This is a genomic window from Sphingomonas endophytica (genome assembly GCF_014199415.1).
Taxonomy (GTDB): domain Bacteria; phylum Pseudomonadota; class Alphaproteobacteria; order Sphingomonadales; family Sphingomonadaceae; genus Sphingomonas; species Sphingomonas endophytica.
This window is the reverse complement of sequence record NZ_JACIJN010000003.1, coordinates 63,067-85,595: the sequence shown is the minus strand read 5'-3', so window position 1 is coordinate 85,595 and position 22,529 is coordinate 63,067. Positions and strand designations below refer to the sequence as shown.

Below are 22,529 nucleotides of genomic sequence, written 5' to 3'. Positions count from 1 at the left end.
GCGAGGCAGGGGCCCATGTCTGTCGCCTCCACCGACACGCGTGCCGGACAAGCCGACGCAATTGGGTCCCTGCGCCGCCATTGTGTCCCTGTGTCACCGATCACCCCAACGCCGGGGGTGACGACCGCCCCCGGTTCGCCTATCCCGGCGCCGTGCCTGCGCTCCATGCCTTTGCCAATCCGGCGCGTTTCCTGAAGATCGCGCGTCCGCTCACCCCGATTCTGTGGTGGGCGGGGGTCGCCTTGATCGCGATCGGCTGTTGGGCGGGGCTGACCCAGACCCCGGCCGATTATCTGCAGGGCGAAACCGTCCGCATCCTGTACATCCACGTTCCCGCCGCCTGGCTCGGGATGGGCGGCTGGAGCAGCATCGCGATCGCCAGCATCGTCTTTCTCGTCTGGCGGCACCCGCTGGCGATGATCGCCGCGCGCGCGATCGCCGCGCCCGGCGCGATCTTCGCCGCACTCTGCCTCGTCACCGGCGCGATCTGGGGACGGCCGACCTGGGGGACGTGGTGGCAGTGGGACGGGCGGCTGACCTCGATGCTGCTGTTGTTCTTCGTCTATCTCGGCTTCATCGCGCTGGCGCAGGCCGATCGCGAACGTGACGGCGACGGACGCATCCCCGCGCTGTACGGGATTGCGGGGACGGTGCTGCTTCCCGTCATCCGCTATTCGGTCGTGTGGTGGAACACGCTGCATCAGGGGCCGAGCATCGGGCTGACCGGCTCCAGCATCGACCGTTCGTTGCTCTGGCCGCTCCCGATCATGCTGGCGGGCTTTTCCTTTTTCTTCGGAGCGGTGGTGCTGATGCGGATGCGCACGATGCTGGCGCGCGAAAAGGCCGAGGCGCGGCTGCGGCGGCGGGCGCGCGCATGAACCCGTGGCCGTTCGTCACTGGCGCCTATGCGCTGACCCTGCTCGCCGCCGCGGCACTGGCGTGGTGGAGCTGGCGCCAGATGCGGGACGCCGAGAAGTGACCCGCAAGAATCAGCGGCTGATGCTCGTGCTGCTCGGGCTCGGCGCGATCGCCGCGGCGGCGCTGCTGGCGCTCTCCGGGCTGCGCGACCAGGCGGCGTTCTTCTACGCGCCCGCCGACGTCGCGGGCAATCTGCCGCCACCCGACAAGGCGGTGCGGCTGGGCGGGATGGTCGAGCGCGGCTCGCTCAAGCGCGCCGCCGACGGCGTGTCGATCGACTTCGTCGTGACCGACGGCAAGGCGACCACGCCGGTGCGGTTCAGCGGGATCGCCCCCGATCTCTTCCGCGAAGGTTCGGGCGTGGTGGCGGAAGGCCACTTCCGCCCCGATGCGTCGTTCGTCGCGACCAACCTGCTCGCAAAGCACGACGAGAAATACATGCCGCCGCAAATGGCGGGCAAGATGCATGAGACCCGCACGCTGGAGGATCAGCACTGATGGGCTTCGTCGCATTGCTGCTGCTCGCGGCCGCCGCCTTTGCCGCCATGGCCTTCTGGCTGCGTGTCGATCGATTGTTGTGGTCGATGCTCGGCGCGGCGCTGTGTCTGGGCGGCGTCGGCTATGCATGGCAGGGGCGGCCGATGCTCGACGCGGCCGCGCCGCAACGCACCACCACGACCCCGCCGATCGACGTCGAAGAGACGCAATTGCGCGACAGCATGTTCGGTCGCTTCAGCGGCGACACCGCCTATCTGGTCGCTGCCGATGCGATGACACGCAGCGGCAATGACAATGCGGCGGCACGGGTGGTGCTGGGCGGGCTGTCCAAATTGCCGCAAAGCTTCATTCTGTGGACATGGGCCGGGGTGACGTTGGCGGCGGAGGCCGGACATCGCGTCTCTCCGCCGGCGCTGCTCGCCTTCCAGCAGGCGGCGCGGCTCGCCCCGGAACATCCGGCCCCGCCTTATTATCTCGGCTTTGCCTATCTGGAGGCCGGGGATGTCGCCAAGACCCGGACCTTATGGGCGCGTGCCGTCCAGCTTTCGCCGGACGGCACACCCTATCGTACCGAAATCGCGCGCCGGCTGGCATTGCTCGACCGCCTCATCGCGGCCGGCGCGGCGCGCTGACCGGCGCGGCTATTTGCCGCGGCCGGTCTGTTCCTGAAGCGCGTCGATCCGCTTCGAGGCGTCACCTTTGGTCAGCGACTCGTCGAATGGCTCGCCGGCCTCTTCGCTCAGCGTCTTGAGATAACTTGCCTGAGCGCCGGTCATCGGTTCGTCGCCGGTCGTCCAGTCGTCAGGGTCCTTCTCGGCATTGGAGAAGGGCTCGCTCTTCGGGTTGTGGGTATCGCTCATGATCGCAAGGTCCTTTCACTGAACAGAACATTTATGTTCGCTAGCTGTTCCGCGTTGCGGGCGCATCGGGCGCGTGCTAGGCGCGCCACCTTATGGCCACACATGCGGACGACCTCTCGATAGCGGTGGCCAGCGCGTGAGCGTCAGCACCGTCGACCCTGCCGTCCGCGCCCAGGCCGGCGCCGTGCATCACCAGCACAGCGGCAGTCTCGCGAAACTGGCGCTGGGCGCGATCGGCGTCGTCTATGGCGACATCGGCACCAGCCCGCTTTACGCGATGAAGGAGGTGTTCGTCGGGCACCATCCGCTCGCGGTCGATCCGCTGCACGTCTTCGGCGTCATCAGCCTCGTCTTCTGGTCGCTGATGCTGATCGTAACGTTGAAATATGTGCTGATTGTGCTGCGTGCCGACAACAACGGCGAGGGCGGCAGCCTCGCGCTGCTCGCGTTGATCCAGCGGCGCTCGGGCGCGGGAAAGAAATGGGGGTCGAGCCTCGTCATCCTCGGCGTGCTCGCCACGGCGCTGTTCTTCGGCGATTGCATGATCACCCCGGCGATCTCGGTGCTGTCGGCGGTCGAGGGGCTGGCAACGGTCGAGCAGGGCTTCGACTCGTTCGTGCTGCCGATCGCGGTGACGATCCTGATCGCGCTCTTCTACATGCAGTCGATCGGCACCGAGAAGGTCGGGCGGCTGTTCGGCCCGATCATGGCGGTCTATTTCGTGGTGCTGGCGGTAATGGGCGTCTCGCACATCATCCAGCGCCCCGACATCCTGTTCGCGCTCAACCCGCTGTACGCGGTGCGCTTCGCGATGAACGACGGCGGGCTGGCGTTCCTTGCGCTCGGTTCGGTCGTGCTGGCCGTCACCGGGGCCGAGGCATTGTACGCGGACATGGGGCATTTCGGTCGCCGCCCGATCGAACTGGCGTGGCTGGCGTTCGTCCTCCCGGCGCTGATGCTCAATTATCTCGGGCAGGGTGCGTTGCTGCTCGAACAGCCGGCCGCAGCGGAGAATCCGTTCTTCCTGATGGCGCCCGAGAACTGGCGACTGCCACTCGTGATCCTCGCGACCATGGCGACCGTGATCGCGAGCCAGGCCGTCATCACCGGCGCTTATTCGGTCGTCCAGCAGGCGGTGCAGCTCGGGTTGATGCCGCGCATCCGCATCACCCATACCAGCGCGTCGGAGGCGGGGCAGATCTACATCCCGGCTGCCAACTGGGCGCTGATGGTGATGGTGCTGCTGCTCATCTTCGGATTCGGCGAGTCGTCGAACCTCGCCGCGGCCTATGGCATTGCGGTGACGGGGACGATGTTCATCTCGACCTGCATGATCGGCGTGCTGATCCGCCGCGTCTGGCACTGGCCGCTGTGGGCGACCGCGCTGTTCGAGATCGTGTTCCTGTCGATCGACGGCCTGTATTTCGCGTCGAACCTCACCAAGGTGCCCGATGGCGGCTGGTTCCCGCTGCTGGTCGCGGTGATCGTCTTCGTGCTGCTCACCACCTGGTCGGAGGGGCGCAAGCTGATGATCGAGCGGATGCGCGAGGCGGCGATGCCGATCAGGATCTTCATCGATTCGGCAGCAAGTTCCGCGACGCGCGTCTCGGGTACCGCGGTGTTCATGACCTCGACTCCGGAGGGCGTACCGCACGCGTTGCTCCACAACCTCAAGCACAATCGCGTCCTGCACGAGCGTGTGATCCTGCTGACGGTGCGCGTCACCGATATGCCCTACTTCCCCGAGGAGGACCGGTTCCTTCACGAGGATCTGGGGCAAGGCTTCCACCGCGTCATCCTGCGCTACGGCTTCATGGAGGAGCCCGACGTACCCGCGCATCTCAAGACCTTCGACGGCTGCGGCGCGGCGTTCCGGATGATGGACACGAGCTTCTTCCTCAGCCGTCAGACCCTGCTGGCGTCGGAGCGGCCCGGGATGGCGATCTGGCGCGAGAAACTGTTCAGCTGGATGTTGCGCAACGCCGAAAGCGCGATGGAATTCTTCCGCCTGCCCACCAACCGCGTGGTCGAGCTGGGCAGTCAGATCGAGATTTGACCGCGCCCTTCGAACCTGCGCCGATCATCGTCACCGCCTTGTTCGGGCCGGCCGATCAGGCGTTCTTCGATGGCGAGCGCAGCGCGTATTTTCCGCCCGAGCGCAACCACCTGGCGGCGCATCTAACGATGTTCCACCATCTGCCCCCTTCGTTGGCGCCGGAGCTGCGCCGGCGGCTGGTCGCCGAGACGCGAGGCCATCCGATGCCGCGCGCGCGGCTCGCCGACGTCTTCTCCCTCGGCCGCGGAGTCGCCTACCGGATCGACAGCGAGGAATTGGCGGCGATCCGGGCGCGCCTCGCCGCGGCGTTTGCGGGGCTGTTGACGCCGCAGGATGCCGGCGGCTGGCGCGCGCATGTCACGGTGCAGAACAAGGTCGAGCCGGCGGCCGCCAAGGCGCTGCTGACGGCGCTGCGTGACGGCTTTCGACCGCGCCCGGTCGCGATCGCCGGGCTGGCGGCCTATTGGTATCGTGGCGGGCCGTGGGAAATGCTGTCGAGACACATGTTCTCGGCTTGACCGCTGAGATTCGGCTGGTATAGCCCGCGCCTCACGAGCGCTGGTTCCCTCGGAAAACGGGGCGGAGTAGCTCAGCTGGTTAGAGCAGCGGAATCATAATCCGCGTGTCGGGGGTTCAAGTCCCTCCTCCGCTACCAAGCGTTCGTGTTTCCCTTCATTCGAAGATGATGACGCACAATGCGACCGCTCGCGTTCGCGTCGTCCCGATTTGGCACGATCCTCCGAAACGGTGCAGGATCGAACTGTTAAGCAGGTCATTTCAAATACTAGATAATCTCGGTGACAAATTCAGGCGCGAGTCACCGGCGGCCCGATAGCAAGCGGGCGTTGCGGTGAAGGGGATGTTCTAGGTGTCGGTGACTTTTTATGCTCCGGCGCCCATTCCCAACGACGAATATGCCCGAAATCTGGCGGTGCGCGCATCCGGGCTGCTCGACCGCACCAACGATCCCGCGCTGACGGCGCTGGCGCAGGCGGCGCGGAAGGCGGTGCGGGCCGACTGGGCCGGGGTGGCGCTGATCGTCGACGATTTGCAGATCGTGATCGCTTCGTCGGGCGGACAGCTCGGTCGATACGAGCGCGCGCGGTCGATGTCGGCGCATGCGATCGTCACGCCCGACCGCGTGTTTTGCGTTCCCGACACGATCGCCGATGGGACGTTCCGGTCGAATCCGTTCGTGCGGGTCGGCCTGATCCGGTTTTTCGTCGCGGCACCGATCGTCGACGCCGCGGGTCACGTGCTCGGCGTGGTATGTGCGTCGAGTCGGAACCCGCGCGCGGCGCTCGATGAAGGCGAGGCGCGCGTGCTGCGATCGCTGGCGGCGCGGGTGCTCGATCCGCCGCCCGCGACCTGAGGAGGCCCGTCGGGCGCGTGTGACGATCGGCCGGTCAGGCGGCCATCGCGGCGAGGATGTCGCTGTCCGAGGCGAGATGATCCTCGATGACGCACCGGAAGTTCAGCCCCGCGACGCCATGGTCGCTCGGCACCGAGGCCTGCGCCACCACCAGCCGGTCGAGCGATTGTACCCGCCCGCCTGGCGCGTCGACGACATGCGGGTGCTGCTCGTGGAAGCGACGCGTTCCCGTCGTCGCGACCACCCGGCCGTGCGGGTCGACGATCGAGATCGTCGCGCGCTGCGAGGAGCGGTTCATGATGCCGATCAACTGCGCCACCTGGCCCTCGAAATCATATTCGAGATAGCAGACCCCAACCCTCACGCCCTCGACCACCACCGGCGCGACGAAGATCAACACCTTGCGGTCGTGCGACCATGGATTGGCCCAAACCTCGTCGGTCGCCCAGCCATTCGGCAGCGACCCGTCCATGACGTTGCGGAATTGCGTGTAGTTATCGAAGCGGACGGTACGGATCGTGGCATTGTCGTGCGCGCAGACACCGACCTGCCCGTCAGCGGCGACAACGAAAGCGTTGAGGAAATAGGGCGAGAAGCCCAGTAGCGACCGCATCCGCTCCAGCGCGCGCGCCTCGGCACGCGCGTCGCCGGGCAGCAACAGGCTTTCGCGCACCGCATGGTCGCTCGCCAGCACGCGCACGTCGATGGTCCGGTCGAACAGGGTGCGCGACAAGGCGTCGGCGATCGACTGCGCCAGCTCGCCCAGCCGTCCACCTTCCAGATCGCGGACCAGATCGGCGGCGATCTCGCTTCCCTGGTGCAGTCGCCCGAGCAGATCCTCGCGAAAGGCGCGGGAGGACAGGCTGGCCTGCGCGGCGAGCGTCTTCACTTCCTGAGCCACCACGCCGAACCCGCGGCCTGCCTCGCCGGAGCGCGCCGCCTCGATCGCGGCGTTGAGCGCGAGCAGCCGGGTCTGCCCGGCGATCGCCTCGGAGCGATCAGCATGCGCCGCCACCTCGGTGCTCAGCAATGACAGCAAGGACCGGATTCGGCGCGGCATGACGTCTCCATCGATGGTCGGTCCGATGTAGAAGCGCCAGGTTAACTAACGGTATGAAAACCGCTTATTTCGGCAGGATCCCGGTCAGACGCGCGCTGCGGGCACGCCGAACAGATCGTGTTCGTCGGCGTCCTCGATCACGACCGGGAGGATATCGCCGGGCGCGAGATGCCCGGCGTCACGGAGGTGGACCTCGCCGTCGATTTCCGGTGCGTCGGCCATCGACCGTCCGGATGCGCCACCGCTCACGGTGTCGACCGCGTCGACGATCACCGCCAGCGTCCGCCCGACCTTGGCGGCGAGCTTCGCGGCGGAGATCGCGGCGGTCTTCTCCATAATCCGGGCGTAGCGTTCTTCCTTGACCGCCTCAGGCACCGGATCGGGCAGCGCGTTGGCCGACGCCCCCTCGACCGGCTCGAACCGGAACGCGCCGACCCGGTCGAGCTGCGCCTCATCGAGCCAATCGAGCAAATACTGGAAGTCCTGCTCGGTCTCGCCGGGGAAGCCGACCACGAAGGTCGAGCGGATCGCGATATCGGGGCAGATTTCCCGCCACCCCTTGATCCGCCCGAGCACCTTGGCATCGTTGGCAGGGCGCTTCATCCGGCGCAGCACCGCGGGCGCGGCGTGCTGGAACGGAATGTCGAGATAGGGCAGCACCAGGCCCTCCGCCATTAGCGGGATCACCTGATCGACGTGCGGATAGGGATAGACGTAATGCAGCCGCACCCACGGCGCGATTTTGCCCAGCTCGCGCGCGAGATCGGTCATGTGCGGGCGGACCTCCGCGCCTTTCCACAGGCGCGACTGGTCACGAATGTCGATGCCGTATGCCGACGTGTCCTGGCTGATCACCAGCAATTCCCTGGTGCCCGCCGCGACCAGCTTCTCGGCCTCGCGCAGGATCGCGTCGGGGCGACGGCTGACCAGATCGCCGCGCAGGCTCGGGATGATGCAGAAGGAGCAACGGTGGTTGCAGCCCTCCGAGATCTTCAGATAGCTGTAGTGACGCGGGGTCAGCTTCAGCCCGGCATCGGGGATCAGGTCGACGAACGGGCTCAGCGATGCGGGGGCGGCGGCGTGAACCGCCTCGACCACCTGCTCATATTCATGCGCCCCGGTGATCGCCAGCACGTCGGGGAAGCGCGAGCGGATCGCCTCGGCTTCCTTCCCCATGCAGCCGGTGACGATGACGCGGCCGTTCTCGGCGATCGCCTCGCCGATCGCCTCCAGCGATTCTTCCTTCGCCGAGTCGAGAAACCCGCAGGTGTTGACCAGCACCACGTCGGCGCCTGCATAATCGGCCGACATCTGATAGCCGTCGGCGCGGAGCTGCGTCAGGATCCGTTCGCTGTCGACCAGATTCTTGGGACAGCCGAGCGAGACCATGCCCACGCGGGGCGGTGAGGGGATTTGCGTTGCCATGGGATTGTCCGCACATAATGCGGGACGACGCGATTTGCCAGTGGCGGCGACGCGCGCGATAGCAACGTCGGGGTAGAGGACGGAAAGGGCGCGTATATGCTGGCGATCGGATTGATGTCGGGAACGTCGCTCGACGGGATCGACGCGGCGCTGATCGAGACCGATGGCCAGCGCGCGGTCCGCCACGTCGCCTTTCGCGGCGAGCCTTATTCGGACGTCGCGCGTGCGCAACTCGCGGCGGCGACCGCGCTCGCGCTCACCTATCCGCGCCCGCGCGCCAGCCCGCCGCTCGTCGAGGCCGCGGCGCTGATCACGCGCACCCATGCGATGGCGGTGCAGAAGCTGTTGCGCGATGCCGGCGCGACGCCGGACGAGATCGGCGTGATCGGCTTTCATGGCCAGACGGTCGCGCATCGCCCCGACCGGCGCTGGACGTGGCAGATCGGCGACGGGCAGGTGCTCGCCGATGTCACCGGGATCCGCACGGTCGCCGATTTCCGGAGCGCCGATGTCGCGGCGGGCGGGCAGGGCGCGCCATTGCTCCCGATCTATCATGCGGCGCTCGCCGCCGTGCTGGACGGCGCCGTGGCGATCCTCAACCTCGGCGGCGTCGCCAATATCACGCTGATCGAGAACGGCGAGGCGATCGCCGCCTTCGACACCGGCCCGGCCAATGGACTGATCGACAGCTGGGTGGAGCAGGAGAGCGGCGCACGTTTTGACAAGGATGGCGCGCTCGCCGCGGCGGGCCGGGTCGACGAGACGGTGCTCACCGCGATGCTCGACCATCCGTTCTTCGATGCGCCTTACCCCAAGTCGCTCGATCGCAACGACTTTACCGTCCAGCCCGCGCGCGGCCTGTCGGCGGCGGATGGCGCGGCGACGCTGACCGCCTTCACCGCGGCAAGCGTCGCACAGGCGCTGACGCTGCTGCCGGTCGCACCCCGGCGCTTGCTGGTGGCAGGCGGCGGGCGCCACAATCCGACGATGGTGTGCATGATCGCAGACCGAACCGGCCTGCTGCCCGAGCCGGTGGACGCGCTCGGCTGGCACGGCGACGGTCTGGAGGCGGAGGGGTTCGCCTATATGGCGGTGCGGACGCTGGCCGGACTGCCGATCAGCTTTCCCGGCACCACCGGCGTGTCGCGGGCGCTGCCGGGCGGAACGGTGTTCACGCCCACAACCGGTTGACACCTCCCTTCGCTAGGGTTCGATCCACTTACGTGGGCACGGGCCGGCGCCGCCGCTGATCCAGCCTTGCTGGATCAGGCTCTAGCGTTCCAGCGTCACCGTCGCGGGATGGTGGCGATCGAGATGCTTCTTGATCCGCTTGAGGTTGCGGGTGTTCGATCGATAGAAGAAGTCGGCGGCATCGCCGACGAGCGGCACCATGCCCAGGACCGTGTCGAATCCGACCCGCGCGGTCATCCCGAACAGCGCCAGCCGCCCCATGCCGAGGTTGCGCGCCTCCCAGACCAGCCACATTCCCATCGCGCCGGCCAGCAGGTCGCCGACCACGGGCACGAGGCCGACGATCGCATCCAGCCCGACCCGCCGGTTGAGCCCGGGAATGACATACAGCCCTTCCAGCAAGCGCTCGACCGCCTCGACGCGGCGGCGTACCGCGGCGGGATCGGTGCCGACGGGCAGGCCGGCGAAGAGGCCGGCGTTCAGCGGCGTGGGACGCGCGTTCATGGACAATCAATTGGGGTCGGTGCGCAGCCGGTTCAATGGGTGCCAGGCGCGGGGGTTCGGCTGCCATTGCCGCAACCGCAGCGCGACCAGCGACCAGCGGAACGGCCGCGAGAGCGGGACGAACGCGACGTCCTGCGTCAGCAAGCGGTCGGCGAGCGCCGCTGCCGCGGCGCGCTGCGGCAGCGTGTCGGCCAGCCGTGCCGCCTCGATCGCGCCCCGCGCCTCCACCGAGCAGGCGACGCACGCCTCGGCGAGATACCAGCGCGCATTGTCATAGGGTGCGACCAGATCGACCAGCCGCAGATCGGCGTCGGCGTCGTCCTGCGCGACCCGCACCGGCCGGACGCCGATCGCGTAGAGATCGCGCGCCAGATGTCCCCACAGCAGCGTGCCGCCGGGACCGCCGGGCAGCGCCAGCCTTAGCACCGGCGCGCTGCCATGCGTCGCACGCCAGGCGGCCACGCGCGCGCGGGCGGCGGCGGGACGTTGCTCGGGGGGCAGGGTCGCCCAGGTCGGGACCATCGGCGGCGCCCCCGAGTCGAGCTGTTCGGGCAGGATCGTCTCGCGCGCCGGCCAGTCGGCCGCGATGCTGCCGGTCAGGTCGGCACGGTCCACCGCCTGCGCGATCGCGCCGCGATTGTCGGGATCGGACAGAAAACCGTCGCGGCGGACGATCGCCAGCCCGAACAGCCCGGCGGCGGGATCGATGCGGACGTTCGCGGGCGCCGGGTTGGCGGCTTGCAGCACCGGCCAGTCGTCGAGCGTGCCGCCGGTGACGAGATCGGAATGGCGTTCGACGAAGCGCAGGATCGCCGTCGCCGCTCGCTCGCCGCGCAACAGCACGTTCTGCTCGGGGGTCGGGCGCTCTTCCTCGGGGTCGCGATCGGGGTCGAGCGCCGGGGTCAGCAGGATGCCGTCGCGCGCGCCGTCGCGGCGCCGGAACGGCCCGGCACCGCCCGCCGCGCCGCCGCGCACCAGCGCCAGTTCCGGCTGTGCGAACAATTTGAGCAGATCGGGACGCGGTCGCGCGAGTTCGATCTCGATCACCTCGGGTGTCATCTCGACCACCGAGGCGACCGCGGTCAGATACGGTTCGATGCGGTTTCTGGCGGTGCGGGCGAGCTGGCGACGGAGCAGCGGGACGATCTCGCGCGCGCGCACCGGCGCACCATCGGCCCACACGGCATTGCGCAGACGGAATATGTAGCTGCGCCCGTCGTCGATGACGATCCAGCGCTCGGCGATCCCCGCCTCGATCTGCCCGACCGCATCGAAGCGGACCAGCCCTTCGGCAAGTGAGTCGGTCAGCAAGCGGTCGGGGGTGGACAGGTCGGTGCGGTCACGTTCTGCGACGTGCGGCTCGCTACCGATGACGCTGACCACCACCGGTCCGACATCGGCGCGTCGTCCGCACGCCATCGCGGACAAGGCGAGAAGGGTGCCGATCGCCAGCCGGACGATGCTGGTGCGGGCGGCGGGACTCGAACCCGCACGCCAATGGCAGAGGATTTTAAGTCCCCAGCGTCTACCGATTCCGCCACGCCCGCGCATCAGCGGCCACGAAGCCGTTGCGGCGCGCCGCGTCAAGCCGTTGCAGCACGCGGCGTCAGGCGACGTTGAGGCGCTGGCGCATTTCCTTGCCGGGTTTGAAGAACGGCACGCGCTTGGCGTCGACCTCGACGGTTTCGCCGGTGCGCGGATTGCGGCCGACGCGCGCGTCGCGCGCGCGCGTGGAGAATGCTCCGAAACCGCGCAATTCGACCCGGCCGTTCGCCGCGAGGCGCTGGGTGATTTCATCAAAGAAGGTCGAGACAATCGCCTCGACATCGCGCTGGGACAGGCTGGGATTGTCCTTCAACAATGCCTGCACCAACTCCGACCGTATCATCGTCCGCGGTTCCTTCGGGCTGGGATTAACGTCACCGCGGCCTGATACATGTAAGTTTGACCCATCGGTAGCACCGATCTGGCATCGATTGCGCAAAGTGGGTCACCTTATTGTCAGTCAAAGAAAAAGGGGGACCGGCCAGCGGCCGATCCCCCCATGTTCGCCAGAAGGCGGTCTGCTTACTTCTTGGTCTCGCGCGCCTTGAGCGCCTCGCCGAGGATGTCGCCCAGCGACGCACCCGAGTCCGACGAACCATATTGCGCCACGGCCTGCTTCTCCTCGGCGATCTGCATCGCCTTGACCGAGAAGGTCGGCTTCTTGGAGCGGTCGAAGCCGGTCACCATCGCGTCGAACTTCTGCCCGACCTGGAAGCGCTCCGGACGCTGCTCGTCGCGGTCGCGGCCGAGATCGGTGCGCTTGATGAAGCCGGTCGCGCCATCGTCGCCCGCCTGCACTTCGAGACCCGCGTCGCGAACCTCGAGAACGGTAACGGTGACGACCTGGTTCTTGCCCAGGCGATCGCCCGCGCCCGCCGCGATCGGACCGCCGCGCTCGAGCTGCTTCATGCCGAGCGAGATGCGCTCCTTCTCCGGATCGATGTCGAGCACCACGGCCTGCACCATCTCACCCTTGCGGTGCAGGTTCAGCGCGTCCTCACCCGAGACACCCCATGCGATGTCGGACATGTGGACCATGCCGTCGACGTCGTTGTCCAGGCCGATGAACAGGCCGAACTCGGTGGCGTTCTTGACTTCGCCCTCGACGGTCGAGCCGATCGGGTGCGCGGCGGCGAACGCCTCCCACGGGTTGTTCTGAGCCTGCTTCAGGCCCAGCGAGATGCGACGCTTGTCCTCGTCGACCTCGAGCACCACCACTTCGACTTCCTGCGAGGTCGAGACGATCTTGCCCGGATGGACGTTCTTCTTGGTCCAGGACATTTCGCTGACGTGGACCAGACCCTCGATGCCGGCTTCCAGCTCGACGAACGCACCATATTCGGTGATGTTCGTGACGCGGCCCGACAGCTTCGCGCCGACCGGATACTTGGCGGCGGCGCCATCCCACGGATCGCTCTCGAGCTGCTTCATGCCCAGCGAGATGCGCTGCGTGTCCTTGTTGATGCGGATGATCTGCACCTTCACGGTGTCGCCGATGTTGATCATCTCGCTCGGGTGGCCGACGCGCTTGTAGCTGAGATCGGTGACGTGCAGCAGGCCGTCGATGCCGCCCAGGTCGACGAACGCACCGTAATCGGTGATGTTCTTGACGACGCCGTCGATGATCTGGCCTTCATGCAGCGACTGGATCAGGCCCGAACGCTGCTCGGCGCGGGTCTCTTCCAGAACGGCGCGACGCGACACGACGATGTTGCCGCGCTTGCGGTCCATCTTCAGGATCTGGAACGGCTGCGGGATGTCCATCAGCGGGGTGACGTCGCGCACCGGGCGGATGTCGACCTGCGAACCCGGCAGGAACGCCACGGCGCCGTTCAGGTCGACGGTGAAGCCACCCTTCACGCGGCCGAAGATCACGCCCTCGACGCGCGCGGTCTTGGCGAATTCCAGCTCCAGCTTGTCCCAGGCGGCTTCGCGGCGGGCGCGGTCGCGCGACAGCATCGCTTCGCCGTGCATGTTCTCGACGCGGTCGACATAGACTTCGACTTCGTCACCGACCTTCAGGTCGGCCTTCTGGCCAGGCGCGGGCGCGAACTCGCGCAGCGGCACGCGGCCTTCGCTCTTCAGGCCGACGTCGATGACGACCAGGTCGTTCTCGATGGCGGTAACGGTGCCCAGCACCACGCGGCCCTCGAAGCTGTCGGCGCCGCCGAACATGTCATCGAGCATCGCCGCGAATTCGTCACGCGAGGGAGTTGCCACTGAGGCCATAAAAGAAACTGTCCTATGTCGTTTTCCGGCCAGGCGGTTGGTTCCGCCGGTCTTGGCCATCACTGTCGCACCGGCCCCGTGCCGTGCGCGACATCCGTTCGATCTGGGGAGCGGCGGGGGCTATTCGCGGATGTGCGAAAAGGCGCGAGGGGCAAGCCATCGCGCCGCGCCTCCGCGAGCCACAGCCCGCCGGACCGCCGCGCCCTAGCCGAAAAGCGCCCGGCAAGCAAGCGTTGACAATCTTTGCCAACCACCGGCATCTTGGCGATATGGCCACGATGAACATCTCGCTCCCCGATGCCATGAAGGACTGGGTCGAGCAGCAGGCGGCGACCGGCCGCTACAGCAATTCCAGCGACGTCGTGCGCGACCTGATCCGCCGCGAACAGGTGCGTGCGGAGAAGATCGCGAACATGCAGCGGTTGGTGGATGAAGCGCGGGCGAGTGGGATCGATCCACGGTCAGTGGACGAGATTATGGCGGACGTACGCGCCAAGGCAATGGAGGCGGCCGCTGTCTCGGTTCAGACTTAGGCGTAGGGCATCACTCGATTTCGAGGCGATCTATCTTAGCGGGGTGGAGCGATATGGTGCCGAACAGGCGGATAATTATGCAGCGGGATTCTGGCGAACGGTAGAGTTTCTGAGCCAGTTTCCGCACGCCGCTCGATTGCGACATGAACTCGAGCCGCCGGTTAGAGCTTACCCATATCGCGCGCATTTAATCGTCTATGGCGTTCGTGATAACGGCATTGAGGTTCTCCGCATCCGCCACGCCCGAGAGGACTGGCAGCACAACGCCTAATCAGCCTTGCACCCTCGCCTCCACCAGCGCGATCGCGCGCGACACGGCGGCGTCGATCGACAGAAAGCTCGTATCCAGCTCCATCGCATCGTCCGCCGCCACCAGCGGCGCGGTGGAGCGGGAGCTGTCGCGATCATCGCGCGTCCGAATATCGGCCAGCACCTGGTCGTAATTGATCGCACTGCCCCGCTTCTGGAGCTCGTCATGGCGCCGCCGCGCGCGGATGGTCGGGGTGGCGCGTATGAACAATTTGGCGTCGGCGTCTGGCGCGATCACCGTGCCGATGTCGCGGCCGTCGAGCACCGCGCCGCCGGGCTGGTGTGCGAACCGCCGCTGCCGCTGGAGCAGCGCGGCGCGTACCAGCGGATGCGCCGAGACGATCGAGGCGGCCTGCCCGGTGGCATCGTCGCGCAGCATCGGCTCCGCGAGCAACTGATCGTCGAAGTCGCACGCAGCGACCGCATCCGCCTCGATCGCGGGATCGAGATCGAGCCGCGTCACCTGCGTCGCCACCGCGCGATACAACAGCCCCGTATCGAGATGCGGAATGCCATAGTGGCGGGCGAGCGCGCGGGCGATCGTGCCCTTGCCCGATGCGGCGGGGCCATCGACCGCGATGATCATGCGCCGTCCTCCGACAATTGCGCGAGCTGCTGATAAAAGGCCGGATAGCTGGTCGCGACCGGCGCGACATCGTCGATCGTCACCGCATCGCGCGCGTGCAGCCCCGCGACGGTCATGCTCATCGCGATCCGGTGATCCAGCTTGGTCGCGACCGTGCCGCCGCCCGCGATCTTCTCGCCGCCAGAGCCATATACGGTCAGCCCGTCCTCATGTTCGTCGGTCGCGACCCCGTTGGCCGACAGCGCGGCGCGCATCGCTGCGATCCGGTCGCTCTCCTTGACGCGCAGCTCCTCCGCCCCGCGCGCGACCGTCGCGCCCTCGGCGAAGGCAGCGGCGACGAACAGCGCCGGATATTCGTCGATCATCGACGGTGCGAGATCGTGCGGCACGACGATCCCGGCGAGCGTTGCATGGCGGACGCGAAGATCGGCGACCGGCTCACCGCCGACCACGCGCGCGTCGAGCTCGGTGATGTCCGCCCCCATCATGCGCAGCGCGGTGAGCAGCCCGGCGCGCGTCGGGTTGAGCCCGACATTCTCGATCAGCACGTCGCTGCCCGGCACGATCGAGGCGCCGACCATCCAGAAGGCGGCGGAGGAGGGGTCGCCCGGCACCACGATCGACTGCGGCTTCAGTTCCGCCTCGCCGGTCAGCGAGATCACCCGCCCGCGCGGCCCCTGTTCGACGGTCAGCTGTGCGCCGAACCCGGCCAGCATTCGCTCGCTGTGATCGCGCGTCGGCACCGGCTCGATGACGCGCGTGATCCCCGGCGTGTTGAGTGCGGCGAGCAGCACCGCCGACTTCACCTGCGCCGAGGCGACCGGCAGCTCATATTCGATCGGCACCGCGGGGCACGCCCCGCGCACCATCAGCGGCAGCTTCGTCCCCGGCGACGCCTCGATCGACGCGCCCATCTGCGCCAGCGGCACCGTCACGCGCGCCATCGGGCGCGACGACAGCGAGGCGTCGCCGGTGAAGGTCGCGGTGATCGGATGGCTCGCGACCAAGCCCATCAGCAGCCGCGTCGAGGTGCCCGAATTGCCCATCTCCAGCGCCTGCCTCGGCTGGAGCAGCCCGCCGACCCCGACGCCGTGGATACGCCAGATCGCGTCGTCGCCACGCTCGATCGTCGCGCCCATCGCGCGCATCGCCGCGGCGGTGGCGAGCACGTCCTCGCCCTCCAGCAGCCCCTCGACGCGGCTTTCGCCGACCGCCAGCGCGGACAGCATCAGCGAGCGATGGCTGATCGACTTGTCGCCGGGAACGCGGATCCGTCCTGCCAGCCGCGCGGGCGAGGGGACGGTGAACGGAGCGGGGGAGGAGGAATGCGCCATGCGCGCCGCGCCTTGCCAGCCGCCTTGCGCTATGGCAAGGCACGCGCCACTTCACAGGGCAACCTGTTTGATCCACCCATCCGAAAGGCTTTTCACGGCATGATCCAGCCGGAATGGGGCACGAAGCGTACGTGCCCGAAATGCGCGACGCGTTTCTACGACCTCCAGAAGGACGAGCCCGTCACCTGCATCAACTGCGGTTATGCATGGCAGCCGGAGCCGATCCTCAAGTCCAAGCAGCCGCTGCCGTTCGAGGCCGCCAAGCCCGACAAGGAGAAGGTCGACGCCGATCTGGCCGGTGACGACGAGGATCTGGACACCGGTGAAGACGAGGAGCCCTCGCCCGACGACGAGGTCGATCTCGGCGGCGACGACGATCTGGGCGTCGAAACCAGCAACGAAGACGACGAAAACAACTGACCTTCCAAAAAGCTTGGCGAGCGGTGAAATTGCCGCTTGCCAAGCCGGCAGCCCCCGGTTAGTGGGCTGCCTCCCGGACGGAATGGGGCCGTAGCTCAGCTGGGAGAGCGTCGCAATGGCATTGCGAAGGTCAGGGGTTCGATCCCCCTCGGCTCCACCATTCCCGTCCCGCGTTGGCGTATCGCGCTAGCGGCATCATCCTTACTTTGCCGACAGTCCGTCCCGCGCTGCTCGCCGGTTGCGGGTAATCGTGTGCAGCCAATCGCTGCGGCCGGATAATCATCCTTTTTCGCGTCAGTCGCTTCCCGCCGCTGATTGGCCACCGTGTCGAGGCCAGGACGTTGGCGGGCGCGGACCATGGCTGGTCCTGCCGGGCACGCGCGCTCCGTAGTGTTCGCACCCTCGGTGCCGATCCGGGGGGCGGGCACGATCACCATCGCATTGATGCCGGCGATCGCTGGCTTGTGCGCAGCCGTAGACCGACCCGTCCGGTCGCCGCGCGGGCATCCAAAAACCATCCGGTCACGTATCTCTCACCGGAGGGTCCGCGATATGTGCCACGTCCTGATCATCGAAGACGAGCCGTACATCGCGATGCAGATCGAGGACGTGCTCCGCGCAGGCGGGGCGCGCTCGGTCACGATCGCCACCACCGAAACCGACGCCATCGCCGCGGCGCAAGCGCGTCGTCCCGATTTCATCACGTCGGACGTTCGATTGTCGGACGGGACGGGGCCGTCCGCCATCAAGGCGATCCGCGCGATGTTCGCGGTCGTGCCGGTCACCTTTGTCACGGCGTGGCCGCAGGCGTGCGGCGATGTCGGACGAGCGGAGGTGCTGCAAAAACCCGTGACGGCAGCGGCGTTGCTGGCGTCCTTCCGGCGTGCCTTGCCGGGTTGTTGACGGTCCGCCTGCCGGAGCTTGGGGGGGATCGGCAATCTTCTGGGGCCATCTGCTTCATTGCACCGGCCCGCTCCTGATCCGCGACCCCGCACCGCTGCGAAGGCGTCCCTGAAGGCGCCGTCGCGGTCAGGCGTTCCGCCAATTCGCCGTGCCTCGACTGCTGCGTGCTTGTGAACGGCTTCGCGGTGCCGGGATGCGCAGCGCCCGCGCCCGGCACGAAAAAAGGCGGCCCCGAAGGGACCGCCTTTTTCCTGTCCGATCCGTCGGCGGCAAGCGCTGCCGCCGGGCGGAGACGATCAGCGCGAGTAGAACTCGACGACCAGGTTCGGCTCCATCTTCACCGGATAGGGCACTTCGTCCAGCGTCGGCACGCGGACCAGCGTCACCTTGGTATTGCCGTCCTGCGCCACGTAATCCGGCACTTCGCGCTCAGCGAGGTTCTGCGCTTCCATGACGAGCGCCATTTCCTGCGCCTTGCTGCCCAGCGAGATCTCGTCGTTGATCGAGCAGCGGCGCGACGCGACGTTGCACTTCACGCCGTTGACGCGGATGTGGCCGTGGCTGACCAGCTGACGCGCCGCCCAGATCGTCGGCGCGAACTTGGCGCGATATACGATCGCGTCGAGACGACGCTCGAGCAGGCCGATCAGGTTCTGCGAGGTATCGCCCTTCATGCGCGACGCTTCGTCATAGGCGTGACGGAACTGCTTCTCGGTCACGTCGCCGTAATAGCCCTTGAGCTTCTGCTTGGCGCGCAGCTGGATGCCGAAGTCCGACACCTTGCCCTTGCGGCGCTGACCGTGCTGGCCGGGGCCGTACTCGCGCTTGTTGACCGGGCTCTTCGGACGGCCCCAGATGTTCTCGCCGAGACGACGGTCGAGCTTGTACTTGGCGCTATGGCGCTTCGACATGAAATAACCTTTTGCAATAAGCGAACAACGTAGGTCCCGGTCTCGCGCCGCACCCCGGATCGAGGTGCAGGCCCGCCGCTTCACCGGGATGCGGGGGCGATTGCGAAGCGGCGCGCCTAGCCGGGCAGCGCGCTCAAGTCAAGCTGGACAGACGCCGCGCCGGTCGCCAAGCAACGCGGCATGAGCGAGATCCTGCCCGGCCAGCATTGCACCACGATGAGCGACGTCCGTACCGGCGTCGACGCGCTCGACCGCGAGCTGGTGGCGCTGCTGCGGCGCCGCTTCGACTATATGGACGCCGCCGCGCGCATCAAGCCCACGCGCGGCGCGGTGCGCGACGAAGCGCGCAAGGCGCAGGTGATCGCGCAGGCCCGCGACGAGGCGGAGCGGCTCGGCCTGCCCGGCGACGCGGTCGCCGCGATGTGGGAGACGCTGGTCGAGGCGTCGATCGCCTATGAGCTGGCGGCGTTCGACGCGCGATAGCCGCCAGGCATAGCTGCGAAACGTCGCCCCGAACGTGATCCGGGGCCCGCGCAGGACAGCGGGACCGAGAATAAAGAGAGCCGCGCGGCCCCGGATCACCTCCGGGGTGATGCGAGTCTCGGCGAGCTCACACCTTCGCGGCGTAGATCATCCGCCCCGGCCCGAGCCGCTCGAACACTTCGGTCAGCTCGTTCTCGCCGACCGCGAAACAGCCCTGGCTGCGGCCCAGCATCCCGCGCTCGCGGATCATGTCGGGGTTGGCATACCATGCTGCATGGACCACGATCGCGCGGTCGAGCGCATTGTTGTTGGTCGCGTCCAGCCCGATCAGCCGCTGCGAGCGGCCATGCTTGCCGACGTAGTAATCCGACGTCGCGAACGCGCCCTCGCACGAGGCGTTCGAGCCGTTCTGGTTCGAGAAGCGCTGCAGATAGCCGGTGTGCCCCGGATCCGAGCCGCTGCCGTGTGCGACGAGCTTCGACACGGTGCGTCCGTCCTCGAGATTGATGAGGTGGAAGCGCGGCGCGCTCGATCCCGCCGAAAAGTCCGCCACCGCGATCCGGTCGCGCTTGGCGATCCGGCTGCCATGCCGATCGAGCGCCGCCAGGGCGCGCTTCAGCAATTGCGGATTGACGCCCGGCGCGTCGAGCGCCGGCGGCACGGTCGCGCTGGCAACCGCGGGCTGGGCGACCGGCGTGGCGGACGGATGGAAGAAGTCATCCGGGATCAGCGACTCCGGCGTGCCGCGGCGCGCGCGGTCGCGCATGCCGGCCGACACCGCGCCCGGGATCATCAAGGCGCCGACGAACAATCCGCCGGTCTTCAGCAAAGCACGGCGTGACGACACCGTATCCTGCGAGTGCATCATGAGTAACGTTAATCCCCGCTCCAATGCCGATGATGTAGCATGGAACGGGTTAATTATCGTCAACGTTAACTCCTGTTTGCGCCTGATCCCGGCGCATTTGCCGCAGATGCTGAACGCTTCGTCGCCGGCACCGAAAGGGCCGCCGCGCGTTGACTGATCCACGACAGCCGGACGGGCCGGCCTTCGTAACGAAAGTCGGAAAGCCATCGCCATGCGCCGAATCGCTCCTTTCCTGCTCGCCGCCCTGCTGACGACGGGTGTCGCGATGCCGGCGTCCGCGGCGGGAAGCGAAGCGCTGGCGATCACCGAGGCGGCGGCGACGCTGCCCCCCAACCGCTTCGTCTGGACCCCCGCGGCCGATCGTCCCGGGCGGGTCAGCGTGCTGATCTCGATCCCCGACCAGCGCGCCTACGTCTTCCGCGGGCAGCAACTGGTCGCGGCCTCCTCGGTATCGACCGGATCGGACGACCGCCCGACCCCGACCGGCACCTTCACGATCCTGCAGAAGAAGGCGCAGCACCGCTCGAACCTTTATGACGACGCACCGATGCCGTTCATGCAGCGGCTGACGTGGGACGGCGTCGCGCTCCACGCCGGGCGCAATCCCGGCTTTCCGGCATCGCACGGCTGCATCCGCCTGCCGTCGCAATTCGCCAAGAAGCTGTTCGACGCGACGCAGCTCGGTGCGACCGTCGAGGTCACCGACGAAGCCTATGTCGCGGGCGCGTTCCTCCCGAGCGGCGATGCCGAGGACACGGCGCACGCCAACGACTATGCCAGCCGCTGAGCCGTCAGCGGCCCAGCCACGCCCATAACGGATTGGCCGGGTCGGACAGCAGCTTGATCGTCAGCGCGATCGACATCACGACCAGCAGCAGCCGTACGCCCTTACCGCCGAAGCGCAGCGCCGCCCACGCGCCGCATTGATTGCCGGCGACGTTCGCCGCCGCCATCGCCCCGCCGAGCAGCCACAGAACCTTGCCGCCCGCGATCATCGCGCTCAGCGCGGCGACGTTGGTGGCGAGGTTCAGGAACTTGGTATTGGCGATCGCGCGCACCAGCCCGAGCCCGCCGAGCGCGACCAGCGCGGTGGTCAGGAACGAGCCGGTTCCCGGTCCGAAGAAGCCGTCGTAGAAGCCGAGCAGGGTGGTCACGCCGGTCAATCCGGCACGCCCGAGCCGGGCATGGCGATCCGCCTCGCTCATCGGCGGGGCGAGCAGGAAATAGAACGCCATCGCGATCAGCAGCACCGGAACGAACGCCGCGAGAAAGCGCGGATCGACATGCTGCACCGCGACGGCTCCGACGACCGACCCGCCGAATGCCCCCGCGGCAGGCAGCGCGAAGCGGCGCAGGTCGACATGCCCGGCGCGCCAGAAGGTCAGAAACGCCGAGCCCGTCCCGACCGCGCTCTGCAACTTGTTGGTGGCCAGCGCCGCGACCGGCGGCACGCCGGCCGCGAGCAGCGCCGGGATCGTCAGCAACCCGCCGCCACCCGCCAACGCATCGATCGCGCCCGCGACGAACGCGACGAGGACGAGGAACGCGAAGATGTCGGGCGCGAGATGCATGGCGCTGGCTTATTCGCTCACGTGGCGGGCGCAAGCGAGACCTGCGCCTCGAGCGGCGCAGGTGCTACCTGACCTTCAGGCGGGCGGAGCGCGGTCCGTCGCCGCAGGCGCAAAGCTGCTCCCGTCAAGCCGAAGCCGCAGATCATCAACGCCCAACTCGTCGGTTCGGGCACCGCGCTGGCCGTGGAGATCGCGAAGCTGAACACGCTGGAGTTCGAGAAACGCGTCGATCCCGCGCCCGCCTGATATGGTATTTCGTTACGTCCGGGCGAGTCTGACCGGTCGATCTTCAGCTCATAGATATGACCGGCTCGGACTTGGGCGGACACCCTATCCGCCAGATCTGTTCCGCCCATCCAGCGCAACAGACCCGAGTCGGGCGAATATTCGGTCCGATCAAAGAACTGGAAGTTGTTTTTGAAGCACGCGCAAACCGGACCCGATAACAAATAGTCGATCGTGAACGTCGCATCCTGATCGGACGAGAACAGATAAATGAAGTGATTCTCGGTAAACGACTCCCCAAAAGCTTTCTGGGTTCCAGATACGTCGGAGGCGAATGTCCCGGCAAAGGTAATCGTCCCTTTGGCTGCCGACTCGAACGCGGCTGTCGCGCTGCCGGTGGCGCTGGCCGAAGCAGTCGTGTCCCCACTCGCATCCGACGTGCTGATTTGGGTGGACAGCGAAATCGCGGAGCTGGGCAGCGTGTTCGTCTCCACCGTTTTCACGTCATCACGCAGCGGGGTGTTTCGCGTCGTGTCCGAGGTCGCGTGGGCACCACTTCGATTGAATATCTGGATCGACTGAAATTTGTCGGTTCCAGCCAAGGTGACAGCCGCCTGTACCGGCATGGCAACGACGCTTGTTGCCACTAATGCGGTTGCGAGTGCTCGTATCATGACAGTCTCCCTGCGTTGAAGGAGTGGAATGTGCGAGCAACAGGCACGACCCCG

At 67.3% G+C, this 22,529-nt stretch carries 27 protein-coding genes, 3 tRNA genes and 1 pseudogene; 17 read left to right on the top strand and 14 right to left on the bottom strand.

The genetic code is table 11. The features are described 5' to 3' along the window. Positions 1-152 precede the first annotated feature (152 nt). Genes ccmC through FHS97_RS05680 form a run of 4 tightly spaced genes read left to right on the top strand, consistent with a single transcriptional unit; the run spans position 153 to position 2,048 of the window. Complete coding sequence (gene ccmC, locus FHS97_RS05695) at positions 153-878, top strand: heme ABC transporter permease CcmC (protein WP_184034387.1); 726 nt, start codon at positions 153-155, stop codon at positions 876-878. Beyond that, a complete protein-coding gene (ccmD, locus tag FHS97_RS05690; RefSeq protein WP_156025782.1) occupies positions 875-979 on the top strand; it encodes a heme exporter protein CcmD in 105 nt (34 codons plus the stop codon). The genes ccmC and ccmD overlap by 4 nt, the downstream gene beginning before the upstream one ends. Further along, positions 976-1,416 (top strand): cytochrome c maturation protein CcmE, encoded by a 441-nt coding sequence (gene ccmE, locus FHS97_RS05685; protein WP_184034381.1) that lies wholly within the window; start codon positions 976-978, stop codon positions 1,414-1,416. The genes ccmD and ccmE overlap by 4 nt, the downstream gene beginning before the upstream one ends. Then, positions 1,416-2,048 carry a tetratricopeptide repeat protein gene (locus tag FHS97_RS05680; RefSeq protein WP_184034379.1) on the top strand — a complete coding sequence of 211 codons (633 nt, stop codon included), beginning with the start codon at positions 1,416-1,418 and terminating at the stop codon, positions 2,046-2,048. Before ccmE ends, FHS97_RS05680 begins: the two co-directional genes overlap by 1 nt. A 9-nt stretch (positions 2,049-2,057) precedes the next feature. Here the strand turns inward: FHS97_RS05680 and FHS97_RS05675 are convergent, their stop codons facing one another. Then, complete coding sequence (locus tag FHS97_RS05675) at positions 2,058-2,276, bottom strand: DUF3072 domain-containing protein (protein WP_184034376.1); 219 nt, start codon at positions 2,274-2,276, stop codon at positions 2,058-2,060. A 136-nt stretch (positions 2,277-2,412) separates the two neighbouring features. On the opposite strand from FHS97_RS05675, the gene FHS97_RS05670 reads away from it, so the two are divergent. The 4 genes from FHS97_RS05670 (at position 2,413) to FHS97_RS05655 (ending at position 5,704) form a co-directional block, all read left to right on the top strand. After that, complete coding sequence (locus FHS97_RS05670) at positions 2,413-4,332, top strand: potassium transporter Kup (protein WP_184034373.1); 1,920 nt, start codon at positions 2,413-2,415, stop codon at positions 4,330-4,332. Then, positions 4,329-4,850: a 2'-5' RNA ligase family protein gene (locus FHS97_RS05665; protein ID WP_184034370.1), complete on the top strand. Its 522-nt coding sequence runs from the start codon at positions 4,329-4,331 to the stop codon at positions 4,848-4,850. Before FHS97_RS05670 ends, FHS97_RS05665 begins: the two co-directional genes overlap by 4 nt. Before the next feature lie 60 nt (positions 4,851-4,910). Next, positions 4,911-4,987: transfer RNA gene (locus FHS97_RS05660), tRNA-Met, on the top strand. A gap of 213 nt (positions 4,988-5,200) precedes the next feature. Beyond that, a complete protein-coding gene (locus FHS97_RS05655) occupies positions 5,201-5,704 on the top strand; it encodes a GAF domain-containing protein (RefSeq protein ID WP_184034367.1) in 504 nt (167 codons plus the stop codon). An 874-nt stretch (positions 5,705-6,578) separates the two neighbouring features. Here FHS97_RS05655 and FHS97_RS17760 read toward each other — a convergent pair. Further along, positions 6,579-6,689, bottom strand: a pseudogene (locus FHS97_RS17760) (methyl-accepting chemotaxis protein); the annotation flags it as partial. A gap of 159 nt (positions 6,690-6,848) precedes the next feature. Beyond that, positions 6,849-8,189 carry a 30S ribosomal protein S12 methylthiotransferase RimO gene (rimO, locus tag FHS97_RS05645; RefSeq protein ID WP_184034360.1) on the bottom strand — a complete coding sequence of 447 codons (1,341 nt, stop codon included), beginning with the start codon at positions 8,187-8,189 and terminating at the stop codon, positions 6,849-6,851. A gap of 96 nt (positions 8,190-8,285) precedes the next feature. Here rimO and FHS97_RS05640 point away from each other — a divergent pair, with 96 nt between their 5' ends. Further along, positions 8,286-9,380: an anhydro-N-acetylmuramic acid kinase gene (locus FHS97_RS05640; RefSeq protein WP_184034357.1), complete on the top strand. Its 1,095-nt coding sequence runs from the start codon at positions 8,286-8,288 to the stop codon at positions 9,378-9,380. 81 nt (positions 9,381-9,461) lie between these two features. Here FHS97_RS05640 and FHS97_RS05635 read toward each other — a convergent pair whose 3' ends face one another. From FHS97_RS05635 to rpsA, 5 genes are all read right to left on the bottom strand, one after another. After that, positions 9,462-9,884, bottom strand: a complete 423-nt coding sequence (locus tag FHS97_RS05635) for a DUF4112 domain-containing protein (protein WP_184034354.1) — start codon at positions 9,882-9,884, stop codon at positions 9,462-9,464. A gap of 6 nt (positions 9,885-9,890) precedes the next feature. Beyond that, a complete protein-coding gene (locus FHS97_RS05630; protein ID WP_343053381.1) occupies positions 9,891-11,270 on the bottom strand; it encodes an ABC transporter substrate-binding protein in 1,380 nt (459 codons plus the stop codon). A gap of 77 nt (positions 11,271-11,347) precedes the next feature. Continuing rightward, positions 11,348-11,431: transfer RNA gene (locus FHS97_RS05625), tRNA-Leu, on the bottom strand. A gap of 59 nt (positions 11,432-11,490) precedes the next feature. Then, positions 11,491-11,772: an integration host factor subunit beta gene (locus FHS97_RS05620; protein ID WP_184034348.1), complete on the bottom strand. Its 282-nt coding sequence runs from the start codon at positions 11,770-11,772 to the stop codon at positions 11,491-11,493. A 179-nt stretch (positions 11,773-11,951) separates the two neighbouring features. Further along, complete coding sequence (gene rpsA, locus FHS97_RS05615; protein ID WP_184034345.1) at positions 11,952-13,658, bottom strand: 30S ribosomal protein S1; 1,707 nt, start codon at positions 13,656-13,658, stop codon at positions 11,952-11,954. Positions 13,659-13,936: 278 nt separating this feature from the next. Here rpsA and FHS97_RS05610 point away from each other — a divergent pair, with 278 nt between their 5' ends. Beyond that, the gene (locus FHS97_RS05610; RefSeq protein WP_343053387.1) at positions 13,937-14,191 is read left to right on the top strand and encodes a type II toxin-antitoxin system ParD family antitoxin; all 255 of its coding nucleotides are present in this window, start codon (positions 13,937-13,939) and stop codon (positions 14,189-14,191) included. Beyond that, on the top strand, positions 14,088-14,462 hold the full coding sequence (locus FHS97_RS05605) for a type II toxin-antitoxin system RelE/ParE family toxin (RefSeq protein WP_221233154.1): 375 nt from the start codon (positions 14,088-14,090) through the stop codon (positions 14,460-14,462). Before FHS97_RS05610 ends, FHS97_RS05605 begins: the two co-directional genes overlap by 104 nt. Here FHS97_RS05605 and cmk read toward each other — a convergent pair whose 3' ends face one another. Then, the gene (gene cmk, locus FHS97_RS05600; RefSeq protein ID WP_184034342.1) at positions 14,463-15,086 is read right to left on the bottom strand and encodes a (d)CMP kinase; all 624 of its coding nucleotides are present in this window, start codon (positions 15,084-15,086) and stop codon (positions 14,463-14,465) included. Then, positions 15,083-16,420 carry a 3-phosphoshikimate 1-carboxyvinyltransferase gene (gene aroA / locus FHS97_RS05595; RefSeq protein WP_184034339.1) on the bottom strand — a complete coding sequence of 446 codons (1,338 nt, stop codon included), beginning with the start codon at positions 16,418-16,420 and terminating at the stop codon, positions 15,083-15,085. Before aroA ends, cmk begins: the two co-directional genes overlap by 4 nt. A gap of 99 nt (positions 16,421-16,519) precedes the next feature. Between aroA and FHS97_RS05590 the strand changes: the two genes are divergently transcribed. The 3 genes from FHS97_RS05590 (at position 16,520) to FHS97_RS17430 (ending at position 17,743) form a co-directional block, all read left to right on the top strand. Further along, entirely contained in the window at positions 16,520-16,840 is a 321-nt protein-coding gene (locus FHS97_RS05590; RefSeq protein WP_028965402.1) for an FYDLN acid domain-containing protein, read from the top strand. An 84-nt stretch (positions 16,841-16,924) separates the two neighbouring features. After that, positions 16,925-17,000: transfer RNA gene (locus FHS97_RS05585), tRNA-Ala, on the top strand. Positions 17,001-17,197: 197 nt separating this feature from the next. Beyond that, positions 17,198-17,743 carry a response regulator gene (locus FHS97_RS17430; RefSeq protein WP_246346496.1) on the top strand — a complete coding sequence of 182 codons (546 nt, stop codon included), beginning with the start codon at positions 17,198-17,200 and terminating at the stop codon, positions 17,741-17,743. A 296-nt stretch (positions 17,744-18,039) separates the two neighbouring features. Here FHS97_RS17430 and rpsD read toward each other — a convergent pair whose 3' ends face one another. Further along, positions 18,040-18,654: a 30S ribosomal protein S4 gene (gene rpsD / locus FHS97_RS05575; protein WP_184034336.1), complete on the bottom strand. Its 615-nt coding sequence runs from the start codon at positions 18,652-18,654 to the stop codon at positions 18,040-18,042. Positions 18,655-18,834: 180 nt separating this feature from the next. Here rpsD and FHS97_RS05570 point away from each other — a divergent pair, with 180 nt between their 5' ends. Continuing rightward, positions 18,835-19,137 carry a chorismate mutase gene (locus FHS97_RS05570; RefSeq protein ID WP_184034333.1) on the top strand — a complete coding sequence of 101 codons (303 nt, stop codon included), beginning with the start codon at positions 18,835-18,837 and terminating at the stop codon, positions 19,135-19,137. A 127-nt stretch (positions 19,138-19,264) separates the two neighbouring features. Here FHS97_RS05570 and FHS97_RS05565 read toward each other — a convergent pair whose 3' ends face one another. Continuing rightward, entirely contained in the window at positions 19,265-19,903 is a 639-nt protein-coding gene (locus FHS97_RS05565; RefSeq protein ID WP_425506285.1) for a murein L,D-transpeptidase catalytic domain family protein, read from the bottom strand. Here FHS97_RS05565 and FHS97_RS05560 point away from each other — a divergent pair. Together FHS97_RS05560 and FHS97_RS05555 are read left to right on the top strand one after the other, a co-directional pair. Next, positions 19,902-20,162: a hypothetical protein gene (locus FHS97_RS05560; RefSeq protein WP_184035090.1), complete on the top strand. Its 261-nt coding sequence runs from the start codon at positions 19,902-19,904 to the stop codon at positions 20,160-20,162. The genes FHS97_RS05565 and FHS97_RS05560 overlap by 2 nt on opposite strands. 54 nt (positions 20,163-20,216) lie before the next feature. After that, positions 20,217-20,792 (top strand): L,D-transpeptidase family protein, encoded by a 576-nt coding sequence (locus FHS97_RS05555; RefSeq protein ID WP_184034327.1) that lies wholly within the window; start codon positions 20,217-20,219, stop codon positions 20,790-20,792. Positions 20,793-20,796: 4 nt separating this feature from the next. On the opposite strand, the gene FHS97_RS05550 is transcribed toward FHS97_RS05555, so the two are convergent. Beyond that, the gene (locus FHS97_RS05550; protein WP_184034324.1) at positions 20,797-21,576 is read right to left on the bottom strand and encodes a TSUP family transporter; all 780 of its coding nucleotides are present in this window, start codon (positions 21,574-21,576) and stop codon (positions 20,797-20,799) included. Positions 21,577-21,593: 17 nt separating this feature from the next. Then, positions 21,594-22,475, bottom strand: coding sequence for a PEPxxWA-CTERM sorting domain-containing protein (locus tag FHS97_RS17425; protein ID WP_246346495.1), 882 nt, complete (start codon positions 22,473-22,475; stop codon positions 21,594-21,596). Between the last annotated feature and the right edge of the window lie 54 nt (positions 22,476-22,529).